Raw genomic sequence first — 14,410 nt, forward strand, 5'->3', positions numbered from 1 at the left:
CAGCGTTGTCGTCAATCGCTCAGCCTCATACCGCCCTACCATGAACGGGTGATTCCGGTTCCGCGTTTCACCGTGGCTCTCGGCACCGTGCCCACCCATCCGATCACACAGCGGTACGACCTTCCGGTCTCGCCGTTCGTCACCGGGTGCATTACCGGTGCCATGGTGTTGCTGGTAGCACTCGCCTGGCCCGGAGTACGCCGACCGCGCACCAGCCCGCTGCCCGTGGTCGAGTCCTGGCGGAACGGACTCTCACCACTCGTCGTGATCCCGCGCCTGCTGGCGGTCGCGCTGCTCGTGGTGGCGATCATCGCCGGCCGCGTCGGCGCGGACGACGACCTGGAGAACATCGCTCCCGCACTCGTCGTCGGCCTCGCCTGGCCCGTGCTCGTGCTGGCGAGCGTGCTCCTCGGCCCGGTCTGGCGCTGGACCGACCCTTGGGACAGCGCCGCGAGAGTCCTTACGCGGAGTCACCCCGGCGACGGACCCGGCAGCGTCTGGCCCGCGGCCGCGCTCGCGCTGCCGTGGTTCTGGTACCTCAGCGCGTACCAATATCCGTTGGCGCCACGGTCGGTCGGTCTGATGCTGGCCGTCTACTCCCTGGTCACCGTGGCAGCCTGCCTGGCCGTCGGACGGGTGCGATGGCTCTCCACCTGTGAGCCACTCGGCATCGTCCTCGCCTGGATCGCGCTACTCCCCCGCGGCCGGCTCCCTGACTGGGAACCACCCCGCGGCGCCGAGGCGCTCCTGGGAGTCGTTGCCGGCGGCACCCTTTTCGCCGCGGTCCGCCGGTCGGAGCTCTGGGCCGCTCCGAACAGCGCCGAGCGGGCAACCCTGCTCGCCACGCTGGGGTTGCTGGCGTTCTGTGCGGTCGGCGCCCTCGCCATCTGGTGCCTGGCGATCGTCGCGGGCAGCCGAAGTACCCGGCCCACGGTCGCCCAGGCCGTCGTACCGGCCGTCGCCGGCATCGTTGTAGCGGTGGCCATGGACCGCAACCGTCTCACCACCAGCCTCCAACTGCTCCCCGGCCTGCTCGGCGATCCGTTCGGCCTGGGCTGGGACCTCCTCGGCCGGCCGGGAGCCGGGTTGAACCCCGCTCCGCTGGGAGCGTCGGGCCTGATCGCGGTCCAGCTGGCAGTCGCCACCGCCGGATACCTGGCCGGAGCCATCGTGCTGGCGCGTTCGGTGCGGCGCGGGGAACGGGCCCCCGTTGCTGTCGGCCTGTCGCTGCTCTGCGGCGCGTCCGCGATCGCCCTCGCCACCCACTGACCGCATTCCCTCAGCGGGTCAGGTCGCGGCGGGTGAAGTCGGCGGCGGCCCAGACGAGCGCGGCGACGGGGATCGCTCCGAGAATCAGTAGATCGCCCGCGGGCAAGGTGCCGGCGAGCAGGTCGATGGGCCGGAAGTAGTGGAACGGAGAGGCGAATCGCAGGCCACTGACGGCGTCGATGAGCTGTGCGATGAAGTTCAGGAAGAACCACGCGACCACGATGCCGACGGTGATGCCGATCGCCCGTCCGCGCAGGCTCGTACGGGCCGAGACAAGGATGCCGACCATGGCGACGCCGACGAACAGCAGCCAGGAGCCGGCAAAGGCGCGCAAGACGGGCGCGATCGACAACTCCCCCACCCCGCCGACCGTTTGCCGGGCGATCAGTACGCCGATCAGGCCTCCCGCCTCGGCAGCCGTCACGGCCAGGATCGAGGCGGCCGCTTTGGCGAGGAGGAACGGAACGCGCCCAACCGGCCGGACGAGCACGAGGTCGATCGTGCCTCGCTCGACCTCCGTGGCCACGGATCCGGCGGCGACCAGCAAAGCCGACGAGGTCAGCAGCGAGAGTGTGACGGGGTGGGTCATCCCGGCACTCAGCCATCCGTCGGCGTGGAAGAAGTCGGCCGAACCTCCCAGGAACGCCGTGACGGCCTCGGGCGGCGACTGGAAGAACGGTACGTTCGCCGCCTCCTCGATGAACGTCGATGACGCGAGCAGCACCAGGTAGAAGAACGCGCCGACGCCGAGGGTGAGGACGCCGAGGGTACGGCGCACCTGCCGCAGGGTCTGGCGGAACACGATGGCGTTCATCGCGCCCGTTCCTCGCCCGCATCCCGGTAGATCTCGAAGAACGTCTCGGCGAGATGCTCGGGCTCGGAGAGAAACTCCTGCACGGCGAACGTACCAAGCCGTCGCATCAGCGGCTCCATGTCGCCCCGGAACTCGAAGCGGTGTCTCAAACCGTCGCTCTCCAGATGCGATACGCCCTCGATGTCGAGTGCCGCCGCATCGTCGAGCGGCTGCTTGAGGACGAGGGTGCACTGGCGTACGCGTTCGCCGGTGAGGTCCGCGGTCGCCCCGGTTCGCACGATCCGGCCGGCCTTGAGCACCGCGACCCGTTCGGTCGTTTCCTCTACCTCGGACAGGATGTGGGACGAGAGGAAGATGGTTCCGCCGGTCTGACGGTGCTCGGCGAGCAGCCCGACGAACTGCTCCTTCATGACGGGGTCGAGGCCCTCAGTTGGCTCGTCGAGCACCAGCACGCGGGGATCGTGCTGAAACGCCTGGATGATGCCGATCTTCTGTTTCATCCCGCGCGAGTACAGCCTGACCTGGCGCCGCAGGTCGGTCTGGGACAGTTCCAGCCGGTCACACAACTCCCGCCGGCGTACGGGCGGCCGGTGCTGCAACGCGCCGAGGTAATCGAGACACTCGGCGCCGGTCAGCTGCGGCCACAGCCCGAACTCGCCGGGTAGATGCCCCACCTCGGCCAGCACAGCCCGGAGGTCTGTGGCCACGTCGTGTCCGAGAATCCGGATTGTGCCGGCCGTCGGCTGAACGAGACCGAGCATGCATCTGATCGTCGTCGTCTTACCGGCTCCATTGGGACCGACGTACCCGAAGGCTTCGCCCTCCGCGACCGACAGCGACACGTCATCCACCGCCGACTTAAGGCGGTATCGCTTGACGAGCCCCTCGACCTCGATCGCGTCGGCCATCAGCCCGCCCGCTTGGGTCCTACTCCTCGTGTGGGTTGTCGACGAACTCGCCGCGCAGCGGGATGGTGTCCGCGCGAGCCGGATCCTGGCTGAAGACGGTGCCCTCGGCGATCGACTCCAACAGCGCCGCCATCGACGCGTACGCCGTCCGAACGAGCATCCCGGAACTCTTCTGCCCGATGTCACCACGCAGCTCGACCAGGACACTGCCGGCACCGCGAATGCCGTAGGAGTTGCGCGCGATCCCACGCGGCAGCGTGCCCGGGTACTGGCTGACCTCCGCGAATCCGTAGTGCATGAGCGTGTCGAAGATGACCAGGCACATCTGCCGCGACAGCGCGATCGCCGCGGCCGATGCGTCCGGGTGGTTCGGCCAGAAGATCGACGCGGTGATCAGGTCCCCGTCAGCGCTGCGATAGGAGCCCTGGTGGTGGTAGTCGACGACCATCTTCGGCTGGTACCGGATGGCGACCCGCTGCACCGCGGCAGCCTCCGGTACCGGGTTCGCCTCGGGCGCAACAGCCGGATCGTGCCAGCGGTTGACGTCGAAACCGACGCCTGGGGTACAGAAAGCGCCGGAGCAATCCGGATCGTGGTTCTGCCGCTGGAACCGCTCGGAGCCGTCCGGGTTCACCTTGGGGATGACCAGCAGAGTGACCTTGCTGAGAATGCTGTCCCACGCGGCGCCACCGTTGGCCAGCCGCTGCAGGAGTTGCAGTGCGGCTTCGGTGCCCAGGGGCTCGTTGCCGTGCTGCTGCGTGATGTAGAGGACCTTGGTCGGGCCGGTGCCGACCTTCGCCAGGTACAGGTTCCGCCCTTCGTTCGAGCGGCCGACGGTCTCCAGCGAGACGCGTCCCTTGGAACGCTGCTCGATCTGCCGGAGCGCTTTGACCATCTCGTCGTACGAATGCAGGCGCTGCAGACTGACCTGCTGGGAATCCTGCACCCATGGGCCATTCGGGACGGTTGGTGGGTCAGCGGTCGCGGTCACCGTGGTGGTAGCCACTGCAAGGCTCATCACCAGCAACGCAAGCATCAATCGGCGCATGGCGGGCACCTCCGAAACGACGTCTGAAGCGGTTCTCCCAACCTAATAACGCCGACGACCCCCGGCAACAGCTCGACACCACGGGAGTTCTAAACCCCCAGCGCATTAGCGTCGACGCATGACAACGAACTCAGCTCGGGTCGCATGATGCGTACGGCGCCCTGGTTCCCGCTCTTCGACGACCTCGCGGATCCGGCGGTGGTGGCGAGGTTGGCCGCCCAGGCGGAAGAGGCAGGCTGGGACGGGATGTTCGTCTGGGACCACGTCCGTTGGCATGAACCGGTGGAGGCGGTCGCCGATCCGTGGATCACCTTGACGGCGATGGCGACCGCGACGCAACGCTTGCGGATCGGGCCGATGGTGACACCGTTGGCGCGTCGGCGGCCGACGAAACTCCTGCGAGAGACGGCGACGTTGGACCTGCTGAGCGGCGGGCGATTGACCCTCGGCGTGGGCCTGGGCAGCGACCGGTTCGGCGGCGAGTTCTCCCGCACCGGCGACGAGGTGAGCGATCGCGTGCGCGGGCAGCGATTGGACGAGTGCCTCGAGATCCTGGTCGCCGGTTGGTCAGGTGAAACCGTCGAGCATCACGGAAAGCACTATCTCGTCGACTCGATCCGCTTCCTGCCGCGTCCGGTCCAGCGACCGCGAATCCCCATCTGGGTGGCCGGATTCCCGGGCAATCTCAAGCCATTGCGGAGAGCCGCACGGTACGACGGGTTCTTCCCCGTCAACCTGGAGACGCCGGACCAGCTGGCCGAATGCGTCGCCACGGTAGAGGCGGAACGAGGTACGCGGACGGGGTTCGACTTCGTCGTCGCACTACCTCCGGGCACCGACGTACGGCCGTATGCCGAGGCTGGTGCGACCTGGTGCCTGACCGAGTTCGGTCCCGACAACCTGAGCGTCGCCGACATCCGCGCTGTCCTGTCCGCCGGACCGCCCGACTAGCCGTCGACTGCCGGGTCGTCCCAGCCGGAGACGAACCACCGGGTCGCTCCGGTGGCCGGGTCGTACGACGGCCGGTTGATGGTGCCGATGTTGCCGCCGTACACGTGGATCCCGATGGTGGGCTCGTCGCCTTCGGCCACCACGGAGTGGACGTCGTCGTCGGTCGTACAGCACACGGTGACCTGCCCGCGTTCCCACACATGCTCACCAGCCGGCGTCAGGGGTCTGGGCACCGCGGAAGCAGCGGGCTTGACGTACCGGATCTCCCGTTCGGCTCCCGAGTAGATTCCGACCACACCCCAGGTCTCGTGTCCGTGCACGGGCGTCCGTTGGCCTACGTTCCAGACGACGGATGCCAGTGACCAACTGTCGTCCGGCGCGATGTAGAGCGGGTACGTCAGGTGACGGTCCGGCGATGGCCGTACGAACTCCGGCGGAAGTCGGTAGCCACTGTCCAGCAAGGCGGACATGAGCTCCGCAACGCGCTTCGTGATTTCGTACTGGTCGTCGGTGCTGCCGACGACGAGCGCCACGTCGTCGATGAAGGTCTGCAAGTCCTGCGGTTCCATAGTCGGTCTCCTCTGAAAGTGCCGCTCAGGACAGGACGCGATACGTCACGTGCGTGACCGAGCTCGCAGTCTTCGACTCCACCTGCTCGAGGTTCAGCGGCGGGACACCGTCGAAGAGCCGGGTGCCGGCGCCGAGCGTGAGCGGCACGATGTGCAGCCGCAGCTCGTCGATCAGGCCGGCCGCGAGACCCTGGTTGATGGTGGTCGCGCCGCCAAGGATCGTGACGTCGCCATCCCCGGCCGCCTCCCGCGCCTGGGCCACCGCCGACTCGATTCCGTCGGTGACGAAGTGGTACGTCGTATCGCCGTCCATCGGCTGCGGGTCGCGCGGGTAATGGGTGAGCACGAAGACCGGGGTGTGGTACGGCGGATTGTCACCCCACCAGCCGTTCCACTGCCGATCCCACTCGCCACGCACCGGGCCGAACATGTTCCGCCCCATGACGTACGCCTTCGCAATCGTCATCTGGTCGATCTCGGCCCGGTTCTCGTCGGCGTTCTCGAACATCCAGGAGTGCAGCCGGTCTCCCCAGCCGTCGCCGCCGTCGTCGCCGAACGGGCGCTTCTCGGTCTGGTTGGCCCCAGCCGAATACCCGTCGGCCGTGATGGTGATGTTGACGATGACCTTGCCCATGGTGTGCCTCCTCGGATCGGATGAGCTGCCTTTACCCACCAGCATGGGTCAGCTGATTCATGACGTCTAATGCCGATCTTCTGGCGAACACATTGATATTCTTGATCCATGCTCAACCTGGTCCACCTCAAGGTCTTGGCCGCGGTGGCGCGGCACCGGTCGGTGACCGAAGCTGCCAAGGAGTTGCACTACTCCCAACCGTCGGTGAGTCACCACCTGGCTCGACTGGAAGCGGCGGTTGGCGTCAAGGTCGTTCAGCGCATCGGTCGTGGGATCCGACTGACCCCCGAAGGGGAGCTGCTGGCAGGCCGGGCCAGCGAGATCCTGGGCCGACTCGACGCGGCGACCACCGAACTCGCGGCACAGGTCGGCCTGCAATCCGGGCGGGTCCGCGTGGCCGCCAACTCGTCGGCACTGAGCACGATCGTGACCAAGGCGGCCATCTCGCTGACCGAGGCGTACCCGGGAATCGAACTGATCGTCTTCGATCGCCATCCCGTCGAGGCGTTGCAAATGCTGCGACGCAGCGAGATCGACGTCGCGGTCGTCTTCCGGTACGCCGACGCCCCGGGCGAGGACGACGGCCTCCGCCTCGTCCACATCGGCGATGACCCGATCTACCTCATCAGCCAACGCCCCGACGACAGCATCGCGAACCATCGCCAATCCGGCTGGATCGGCGGTTGCGAAAGGTGCCTGGACGAGCTGACCACCGTGTGCCGGCGAGAAGGCTTCACCCCACGCATCGCCTCACACAGCGACGACATGGTCGTCGTACAAGCCCTCGTCGCCGCCGGCGTAGGCGTCACGACCCTGCCAGGACTCGCCCTCCAAGCCCACCGCCACCCCGATATCCACGCCACCCGAATCGACAGCTCCCCCCGCCGCCTCCACGCCGTCACCTACGGCGAACCCCCAGACCCACCCGCCGCCACCGCCCTAATCCAAGCCCTCCGCGACTCGGTGAGCTCGTGACGGCGCTTCTTCGGCGACGCAAAAGCCCTTTGGAGGCGCTGACCGAGCGCGAGCGGGAAGTGCTCGAGCTGATCGCCCGCGGAGACGGCAACCGTGAGATCGCCACCGCCCTGCGCGTGACCGAGGCGGCAGTGCACAAACACGTACGAAACATCTTCCAGAAGCTAGGCCTCCTCGCCGACGACACCCGCCACCGCCGAGTTGTCGCCGCCCTCACCTACCTCAACCAGCAATAGCCGTGGCAGGTTGGGTTGTCGGGGCAGAATTGGCGTGTGAAGAAGCCCGAGGCCAACCCCGTAATCGCGCGTAACCGCAAGGCCGCCCACGACTACCAGCTGGGCGAGTCCTGGGAGGCGGGGATCGTGCTGCAGGGTGCGGAGGTGAAGGCGCTCCGTGCCGGGCGGGCGTCCTTGGTCGGCGGCTTCGCCGTTGTCGAGAACCGGGAGATCTGGCTGCACGGCGTGCACATCCCGCAGTACTCCCAGTCCCGCTGGTTTGACGGCGGCTCACGCCGCAAGCGGAAGCTGCTGCTACATCGTGCCCAGATCGACAAGATCGAGCGCAAGGTCAACGAGAGCGGGCTGACGATCGTCCCGGTGACCCTCTACTTCAAGGACGGTCGCGCGAAGGTGGAGATCGCCCTGGCCCGCGGCAAGAAGACCTGGGACAAGCGGCACGCGCTCGCCGAGCGCGAGGCGACCCGGGAGACCGAGCGTGCGATCAGCCGTCGGCGGAAGGGCCGCCCGGACTGATCAGCGGTGCATGCGATCGCGCCCATCAGGCCGTGCGGCTCCAGCACACGGTCCGGTTGGCACCTCAACAGCGTCGAGCACCAGGAACCGGCGAGCATCGACGACCTACCCGCCCGAAGCGTCAGAGTTCGGTTACCCAGTGGCGGATCTGCGCGCGGGCGATGTCGGTGGTGCGCCAGGGAAGGTTGAGCTGTGCGCGCTGGTGGTCGTGGAGGTCGATCAGCTTGAGCAGCGCGCGTTTGAGGTCGGCGCGATCCGGTGTGGGGAACAGCTGGGCCAGCTCGGTGGTGTCGAACAGCGTCTCGGTACGGCGTGCCGGGAAGGCGTGATGGCCGGCGAGGCGCGCGTGCCACTGCTCGACGATGTCGCGCAAACTGTCGAAGTCCGCTGCGATCGAGTAGTACTCACCGCGCCGTACGTGCTGAAGGCAGTAGACGATCCACGCCCAGAACCGCTCCTCCTCGTGCACCGCCGGCGACCAGTCGACAGCCCGTTCAGCCGGTACGGCGGACGGAGCCCAGTCGTCCAAGCGCCCGTCGTCGTCCCACGCGACCCCGTACGGCCCGCCCTCGCCATCGGGCAGCTCGTCCGGCGTATAGAGCGAGATGTCGGCCTTGATCCGCGGCTCGTAGAGGTAGATCACGAAGTACGGCTTCACATGGTCGGCGTCGAACCGGTGAAACCACGGCGCGATCGCCCAATCCCACCGCTCGCCCCAAACCGCGTCGCGGACGGCTGCGTCGGGAAGCACGATGCCGATATCGAGATCGGACTCCCCGTCCATCCCACCCCGCGCGACCGATCCACTGACAAACGCGCCAACCGCACGCGGCCGAAAGAACTCGAGCACGGCCCCCAACACCCGCCGATGCTCCGGCAACTCCGCCATCGCCCCGTACACGCTCTCCCGCACATCACCCATGCCCGCCACCGTAAGCGAAGACCTCACACCACCGCCCCCGATTTCCCGCTAGGGCTGCAGTTGAAGGGAAACGGTGGTGTAGGAGTGGGGTGGCAGGTCCAGCTCGAGACCACGGTCGTGAAGGCGAATGCCGTCGAGCGGCCGAGGCGCCACCGAATCGGGATCGTCGGGTGTGTTGTGCGCCTGCAATGTGGATGCCGTCAAGACGCGCGCCGAGTAGTCGGTGAAGTCCCGTCCGCGTAGGTCGAGAACGACGGTTCGGCTCGATGAAGCGTCGAGGTGGGACAACGAGATCAGGGCCGTGTCGTCCTTGGTCGAAGCCGAGGCCGACAACAGCGGGAGGTCCACGCCGTTGACGTCGCGTGCGGGTGCGTCGACGTGGACGGCCAGCGAAGCCGCGTCCTGGTGACCGACGTTCATCTCGAACACGTGGTACGTCGGCGTCAGGACCAGCGCCCCGCTGTCGGGATCGGTGAGGATCATCGCTTGCAGCACGTTGACGGTCTGCGCGATGTTGGCCATCACCAGCCGGTCGGCTCTTGCGTGGAAGGCGTCGAAATGCAGGCTCGCGACGAGGGCGTCGCGGACCGAGTTCTGCTGATAGAGGAAGCCAGGATTGGTGCCCTCCTCGACATTCCACCAGGTGCCCCATTCGTCGAGAACGAGGCCGATCTTGCCGCAGGGGTCGTACCGGTCCATCACCGTGGAATGCCGACGGAGCAACTCGTCGATTCGCCGGGCGTTGACCATCGTGAGGTAGTAGTCGTCGTCGGTGAACTCGGTGGCATGACCTTTGTCATCCCAAGTTCCGGTCATCGTGTAGTAGTGCAGCGACACCGCCTGGAATGGACCGCCCTTGGACCCGGCGCACCCGTCGCAGCCGAAGGACTTCATCAGCGCCTCGGTCCAGTCGTAGTCGTCGACGTTGGCCCCGGCAGCGATCCGGTACAGCTTGTTGTCGCCATGGTCGCGGCAGAAGGTGGCGTACTGGCGGGCGAGATCGGCGTACGCCTCCGCGCGCATGTTCCCGCCGCAACCCCAGGCCTCGTTGCCGATCCCCCAGAACGGCACCTTCCACGGCTCTTCGCGGCCGTTCGCCCGCCGGAGGGCGACCATCGGCGAATCGCCCGAGCGCGTGAGGTACTCGACCCATTCGCTCATCTCCCGGACCGTGCCGGAACCAACGTTGCCATTGACGTACGGATCGGCACCCAGCAGCTCGCAGAGCGCCATGAACTCATGCGTGCCGAAGCTATTGTCCTCTTCGACGTTTCCCCAATGGGTGTTGACCATCCGAGGGCGTTGGTCGCGCGGGCCGATCCCGTCCCGCCAGTGATACTCGTCCGCGAAGCAGCCACCCGGCCAGCGCAGGTTGGGGATTCGCAGCGCTCGCAGTGCCTCGACCACATCGAGCCTGATGCCGCCCTCGTTGGGGATATCGGAATCTTCACCGACCCAGAAGCCGCCATAGATACAGCGCCCCAGATGCTCAGCGAAGTGGCCGTACAAGTGCCGACTGATAGTCGCCCCCGGAAGGTCGAGGTTGACCACGGCCCGGGCAGATGAGGGTGACATGAGTTCCTTTCAAAAGATGGGCTATTTCAGTCCGGCGGTGGAGAAGCCGCTGACGAACCGGCGCTGCATGAACATGAACAGAACGAGTACGGGCAAGACGTACATCACCGCGCCGGCCGCGATCAGGTTGTTGAGCGGAAGCCCCTGCGCATTGACGTACCCGCTCGCCATCGCCACAGCGAGGGTGGTGCTGTCCTGACTGAGCAACAGCGCGGGTCCAACGAAATCGCCCCAGGCCGCAGTGAACGACAGGATCACACTGGCGGCGATCACCGGCCAGGACTGCGGCAGGAAGATGCGCCAGAAGATCCCAACGTAGCCGCATCCGTCGATGACCGCGGCCTCCTCCATCTCGCGCGGCAGGCCGGCGAAGAACTGGCGGAACAGGAAGATCAGGAACGGGCTGCCGGCCAGACCCCAGAGCACCCACGGCCAGAACGTGTTGACCATGTGGACCTTGGCGAAGAGCAGGTACATCGGCACCAGCGTGACGATGCTCGGCAGCATCATGGTCGCGAGCAGTACGCCGAAGAGCTGCTTCTTTCCGGGCGCGTTGAGCCGGGCGAACCCGAACCCGACCCAGGCCGAGCTCAGCGTGGTGAGGATGGTGCTGATCGCCGCGATCGTCAGGGAGTTCCGGGTGGCGCCGAGGAAGTCGACGCTCCGGACTGCCTCGACGTAGTTGTCCGGTCGCGGCTCGGCCGGTACCCAGGTGGGCGGGAACGACGCCATCTCGGCGGGTGACTTCAGTGACGTGATCGCCAGCCAGACGATCGGACTCAGCAGGACCAGCACGACCGCGGCCAGGATGATGTACACGGCATAGCGATAGGAGCGGCTCATCGCTTTCCCTCCGGCTCGACGGTGTAGAACACCGTTCGGGCGCTGACCTTCATGATCAGCAGGGTGACCAGCAGGATGACGGCGAACAGCAGCCACAGCATCGCCGACGCGTATCCGAAACGGGACGCGCTGAAGTACTGCGCGAACACGTGGATCATGAAGAGGTAGTTGCCCTCTGGCACCGCACCGGCTCCGCTCAGCGATCCCGAGGACAGCAACAACGGCGCGAACGACTGCAGGGAACCGATCACTCCGGTGATGACCTGGAAGAGGATCACCGGCGACAGCAGCGGGACGGTGATTCTAATGAACGACTGCCAGGCATTCGCGCCGTCCACCTGAGCCGCCTCGGTCAGCTCCCGGGGGATGTCCTGCAGCCCGGCGAGCGAGATGATCATCGCCCCACCACAACCCCACAACACCAGCGCATAAAGCACATAACGGACATTAGGGTCCACCAGCCACGTGATCGGGTCGGCGCCGAGACCACTCAGTACGCCGTTCGCCGCGCCCGCGTCCCGGTCGAAGATCAGCCGGAACGCCAGCGCCGCGCCCACCGGCGGAACCACCGCGGGCAGGTAGATCAGCGCCCGGAACAACCCACGCGCACGAATCGGCAGATTCACGATCACCGCCAGCAGCAAGCCGGCGATGATCGATAGTGGCACCGTCACGAGTGCGAAAACACCTGTCCGTCCAAGCGAACTGAGCGTCAGCGGATCCTTGAAGATCTCGACGTAGTTCTCCAGCCCCACGAAATGTGTCCGCGGCGAGAGCCCGTCGGAGTCCGTCAGGCTGAGCCAGAACGCATAGGCCAGCGGAAAGACGGTCAACGCGACGAACCCGATCACCCAGGGGGCGACGAATAGGTAGAACGTCCGCGCCCGGCGCATACCGGACTTAGGCCTGCCCTTGTCCGTGCGGGTGGCCGTAGTGGGCGTCGGCGCGACCGGTGGCCGTGCCTGCGTCAGCTGCCCGGAACTCACCGCAACCGCTTCTTCCCGTCGGCGAGCTGCTTGTTGAGCTCGCCGTTGAGAGCATCCGCCAGCTGTCCCGCCGAGACGGTTCCTTTGATTGCCTTAGGCAACTCACGGTTGATGCTGGCATCTAGGGCCTGGAGCCGCACGTACGGCGTGAACGAGATGACCGAGAGGTGCTTCTGCTCAGCCACCTGCACCGCGTACGCCTCTTTCTGGTACGGCTGCGTCTGTGGCATCAGCTTCTGCAACGACTTCAGCGGCGGAATGCCCCAGCCGCCACTGGCGCGCGCCTTGGCCGGCTCTCCGGCGAGGAACCACTCCATCAACTGCCAGGCGGCGTCCTTGTTCTTGCCGGCCTTCGGCATCCACAATCCGGTGGCACCGAAGCAGGGGCTGATTCGCCGGTCGGTGCCGAACTGCGGCGCCGGGGCGAGCCGCGCGACCTTCGCGTTCTTGGGGTCGGTCGAGAGCAACCCGCCGAACCAGTAGCCGCTGGTCGTGATCGCCATCCGGCCGGCCTGGAAGGTAGGCCCGTCCCAGCCGTTCGGGTCCGGGTTGAGCACCGTCGGCCCGATCCCGGCCTTCGCATAGTCCAGATACCAGGTGAGTGCGCGCAACGCCTCCGGGCTGCTGAAATCGACCGACGCGAGGTCGTCGGACAACAGCTTGCCGCCCGCCGATGCCGTCAGGTTGAGAAGAGTCAGGAACATGCCGAGCCCGGTCGCGTTCATGCCGTAGACGCTGATCTTCGCGCCCTGCCGTTTGGTCAGCCGCTTGGCGTCCTCGAGCAGGTCGTCGTACAGCAGTGGAGTCGTCGTGCTCGGGTGGGCCACCTTGGCGGCATCGAACAGTCCGCCGTGGTACCAGAGCATGGCGTCCTGCGAGTAGTCCTTCGCCATCCCATACCGCGGACCCGCGCCCTGCTTCTCGCCGTCGTACCGCCAGACGTCGTTAACCGGGTCGATGTCGTCCGCCTTGATCAGCGTGCTGCTGGCGAAGTACGGATCGAGGTTCTCGGCGACCTCGCGGGCGGCGAGGTACGGCGTGTCGGTCGCACCCATGCCGCGGACCAGGTCCGGCGGGTTGCCGCTGGCAAGCATCGCCGTCAGCTTGGTGAGGTCGTACTCGACGGTCTTCACGGTGTGGCCGAGCGCCGCGCTGGCCGCCTTCGCCTCCTTCGGACCGAACTCACCCGCCTGGGACATCACGGTGAGCGTGGTCTTACCAGCAGACGTTCCGGCCGCCGGGGTTTTCGTCGAGGAGGTCGGCGAACAGCCCACCACCAGTGCACCGCCTGCCGTCGCCGCCGAAGCGGCAAGGAACCGGCGACGTGAGAGTCCTCGTTGCGAACCTGTCATGGTCTTTCCTCACATCCTGAAGTCTCTGAGTCGTCGAAGATCCGGCACACCGGACCGGAGGGTGGCCCGGCCGAGCCGGCAAAGATCTCGCTGTCGTCCCGCGGCCGGTAGCCGAGGGCTTCCTGGGCGGACGTTGTGTCCCAGTTGTTCCGTGTGTTGGCCGAGACGCCGAAGTGCACGCCGTACGGCTCCGGGGTGCGAAGCGCCGCGAGGAAGAGCCGGCCCGCGTCATCGTTCGACAGCCACATCCCGAGGTATCGCCGTTCCGTCAGCGGCCAGCCGGTCAGGCCCAGTCGCAGACAGGTGACCGAAGCGCCGGTGCGCTCCGCGTGAGACCGGCCGAGCGCCTCGACCTCGACCTTGGTGACGCCGTACGGACAGCAAGGCCGGGGCTCCAGCTGTGGGCTCACCGGCCAGTACTCCGGACGGTTGTACTCGCCGACGGCGTGCAGCGAACTGGCCAGCACCACCTTGGGTACGCCTCGCTCGGCGGCCGCTGCCAGCACCGTCTCGGTCGGCGGCACGTTCGCGGCGTACACCTCGTCCCAGCCGTGCCAGGGGTTGCTGTCCCCGGCCAAGTGCACGATCGCGTCCGCTCCATCGAACGCCCGGTACGCCGCATCCGGATCGCCGATGTCGGCCTGGTGGACGTCGATCCCTGGCTCGATCGGTGCCGGTTCGGCCGACGCGGCCCGATCGACGAGTCGCAGCCGGTGGTGCGCCCGCAGGTGGGGGCGCAGCACGGTGGCCACGCGGCCTAGTCCGCCGGTGATCACCACCAGCGACTCTCGGTCGTTTCGCAGTGCGTCCAT

The 14,410-nt window shown here is 66.9% G+C and carries 16 protein-coding genes; 5 read left to right on the forward strand and 11 right to left on the reverse strand.

Features of this window, described 5'->3' with window-relative positions:
* Window positions 1-48: 48 nt before the first annotated feature.
* Window positions 49-1,269 (forward strand): hypothetical protein, encoded by a 1,221-nt coding sequence (locus OG394_RS20120; protein ID WP_328988531.1) that lies wholly within the window; start codon window positions 49-51, stop codon window positions 1,267-1,269.
* Between the two features lie 10 nt (window positions 1,270-1,279).
* Here OG394_RS20120 and OG394_RS20125 read toward each other — a convergent pair whose 3' ends face one another.
* Genes OG394_RS20125 through OG394_RS20135 form a run of 3 tightly spaced genes read right to left on the reverse strand, consistent with a single transcriptional unit; the run spans window position 1,280 to window position 4,039 of the window.
* Complete coding sequence (locus tag OG394_RS20125) at window positions 1,280-2,083, reverse strand: ABC transporter permease subunit (RefSeq protein ID WP_328988532.1); 804 nt, start codon at window positions 2,081-2,083, stop codon at window positions 1,280-1,282.
* Window positions 2,080-2,991, reverse strand: a complete 912-nt coding sequence (locus OG394_RS20130) for an ABC transporter ATP-binding protein (protein ID WP_328988533.1) — start codon at window positions 2,989-2,991, stop codon at window positions 2,080-2,082. Before OG394_RS20130 ends, OG394_RS20125 begins: the two co-directional genes overlap by 4 nt.
* Window positions 2,992-3,010: 19 nt before the next feature.
* Window positions 3,011-4,039 carry a M14 family zinc carboxypeptidase gene (locus OG394_RS20135; protein WP_328988534.1) on the reverse strand — a complete coding sequence of 343 codons (1,029 nt, stop codon included), beginning with the start codon at window positions 4,037-4,039 and terminating at the stop codon, window positions 3,011-3,013.
* Window positions 4,040-4,186: 147 nt separating this feature from the next.
* Here OG394_RS20135 and OG394_RS20140 point away from each other — a divergent pair, with 147 nt between their 5' ends.
* Window positions 4,187-4,990, forward strand: a complete 804-nt coding sequence (locus OG394_RS20140) for an LLM class flavin-dependent oxidoreductase (RefSeq protein ID WP_328988535.1) — start codon at window positions 4,187-4,189, stop codon at window positions 4,988-4,990.
* Here the strand turns inward: OG394_RS20140 and OG394_RS20145 are convergent.
* Together OG394_RS20145 and OG394_RS20150 are read right to left on the reverse strand one after the other, a co-directional pair.
* Window positions 4,987-5,559 (reverse strand): hypothetical protein, encoded by a 573-nt coding sequence (locus OG394_RS20145; RefSeq protein WP_328988536.1) that lies wholly within the window; start codon window positions 5,557-5,559, stop codon window positions 4,987-4,989. The genes OG394_RS20140 and OG394_RS20145 overlap by 4 nt on opposite strands.
* Before the next feature lie 25 nt (window positions 5,560-5,584).
* The gene (locus tag OG394_RS20150; protein WP_328988537.1) at window positions 5,585-6,193 is read right to left on the reverse strand and encodes a dihydrofolate reductase family protein; all 609 of its coding nucleotides are present in this window, start codon (window positions 6,191-6,193) and stop codon (window positions 5,585-5,587) included.
* 108 nt (window positions 6,194-6,301) lie between these two features.
* Between OG394_RS20150 and OG394_RS20155 the strand changes: the two genes are divergently transcribed.
* The 3 genes from OG394_RS20155 to smpB are packed head-to-tail and all read left to right on the forward strand — an operon-like array spanning window position 6,302 to window position 7,920.
* Window positions 6,302-7,168, forward strand: coding sequence for a LysR family transcriptional regulator (locus OG394_RS20155; protein WP_328988538.1), 867 nt, complete (start codon window positions 6,302-6,304; stop codon window positions 7,166-7,168).
* On the forward strand, window positions 7,165-7,404 hold the full coding sequence (locus tag OG394_RS20160; protein ID WP_328988539.1) for a response regulator transcription factor: 240 nt from the start codon (window positions 7,165-7,167) through the stop codon (window positions 7,402-7,404). Before OG394_RS20155 ends, OG394_RS20160 begins: the two co-directional genes overlap by 4 nt.
* Window positions 7,405-7,440: 36 nt before the next feature.
* Window positions 7,441-7,920, forward strand: coding sequence for an SsrA-binding protein SmpB (gene smpB, locus OG394_RS20165; protein ID WP_328988540.1), 480 nt, complete (start codon window positions 7,441-7,443; stop codon window positions 7,918-7,920).
* Window positions 7,921-8,041: 121 nt separating this feature from the next.
* Here smpB and OG394_RS20170 read toward each other — a convergent pair whose 3' ends face one another.
* Genes OG394_RS20170 through OG394_RS20195 form a run of 6 tightly spaced genes read right to left on the reverse strand, consistent with a single transcriptional unit; the run spans window position 8,042 to window position 14,410 of the window.
* A complete protein-coding gene (locus OG394_RS20170) occupies window positions 8,042-8,842 on the reverse strand; it encodes a nucleotidyltransferase domain-containing protein (RefSeq protein WP_328988541.1) in 801 nt (266 codons plus the stop codon).
* Window positions 8,843-8,890: 48 nt separating this feature from the next.
* Complete coding sequence (locus OG394_RS20175; RefSeq protein ID WP_328988542.1) at window positions 8,891-10,417, reverse strand: alpha-N-arabinofuranosidase; 1,527 nt, start codon at window positions 10,415-10,417, stop codon at window positions 8,891-8,893.
* Window positions 10,418-10,438: 21 nt separating this feature from the next.
* A complete protein-coding gene (locus OG394_RS20180; protein ID WP_328988543.1) occupies window positions 10,439-11,260 on the reverse strand; it encodes a carbohydrate ABC transporter permease in 822 nt (273 codons plus the stop codon).
* On the reverse strand, window positions 11,257-12,246 hold the full coding sequence (locus OG394_RS20185; protein WP_328988544.1) for a carbohydrate ABC transporter permease: 990 nt from the start codon (window positions 12,244-12,246) through the stop codon (window positions 11,257-11,259). The genes OG394_RS20180 and OG394_RS20185 overlap by 4 nt, the downstream gene beginning before the upstream one ends.
* Complete coding sequence (locus tag OG394_RS20190; protein ID WP_328988545.1) at window positions 12,243-13,598, reverse strand: ABC transporter substrate-binding protein; 1,356 nt, start codon at window positions 13,596-13,598, stop codon at window positions 12,243-12,245. Before OG394_RS20190 ends, OG394_RS20185 begins: the two co-directional genes overlap by 4 nt.
* Window positions 13,595-14,410, reverse strand: coding sequence for an NAD-dependent epimerase/dehydratase family protein (locus OG394_RS20195; protein ID WP_328988546.1), 816 nt, complete (start codon window positions 14,408-14,410; stop codon window positions 13,595-13,597). The genes OG394_RS20190 and OG394_RS20195 overlap by 4 nt, the downstream gene beginning before the upstream one ends.

Source organism: Kribbella sp. NBC_01245, assembly GCF_036226525.1.
GTDB lineage: Bacteria > Actinomycetota > Actinomycetes > Propionibacteriales > Kribbellaceae > Kribbella.

Excerpts from the sequence above, each read along its gene's own strand:
- OG394_RS20135 (WP_328988534.1), bottom strand. The coding sequence starts at position 4,039 with ATGCGCCGATTGATGCTTGCGTTGCTGGTGATGAGCCTTGCAGTGGCT.
- OG394_RS20140 (WP_328988535.1), top strand. The coding sequence starts at position 4,187 with ATGCGTACGGCGCCCTGGTTCCCGCTCTTCGACGACCTCGCGGATCCG.
- OG394_RS20180 (WP_328988543.1), bottom strand. The coding sequence starts at position 11,260 with ATGAGCCGCTCCTATCGCTATGCCGTGTACATCATCCTGGCCGCGGTC.
- OG394_RS20155 (WP_328988538.1), top strand. The coding sequence starts at position 6,302 with ATGCTCAACCTGGTCCACCTCAAGGTCTTGGCCGCGGTGGCGCGGCAC.
- OG394_RS20130 (WP_328988533.1), bottom strand. The coding sequence starts at position 2,991 with ATGGCCGACGCGATCGAGGTCGAGGGGCTCGTCAAGCGATACCGCCTT.
- OG394_RS20175 (WP_328988542.1), bottom strand. The coding sequence starts at position 10,417 with ATGTCACCCTCATCTGCCCGGGCCGTGGTCAACCTCGACCTTCCGGGG.
- OG394_RS20125 (WP_328988532.1), bottom strand. The coding sequence starts at position 2,083 with ATGAACGCCATCGTGTTCCGCCAGACCCTGCGGCAGGTGCGCCGTACC.
- OG394_RS20170 (WP_328988541.1), bottom strand. The coding sequence starts at position 8,842 with ATGGGTGATGTGCGGGAGAGCGTGTACGGGGCGATGGCGGAGTTGCCG.
- OG394_RS20150 (WP_328988537.1), bottom strand. The coding sequence starts at position 6,193 with ATGGGCAAGGTCATCGTCAACATCACCATCACGGCCGACGGGTATTCG.
- OG394_RS20190 (WP_328988545.1), bottom strand. The coding sequence starts at position 13,598 with ATGACAGGTTCGCAACGAGGACTCTCACGTCGCCGGTTCCTTGCCGCT.
- OG394_RS20195 (WP_328988546.1), bottom strand. The coding sequence starts at position 14,410 with ATGGACGCACTGCGAAACGACCGAGAGTCGCTGGTGGTGATCACCGGC.
- OG394_RS20145 (WP_328988536.1), bottom strand. The coding sequence starts at position 5,559 with ATGGAACCGCAGGACTTGCAGACCTTCATCGACGACGTGGCGCTCGTC.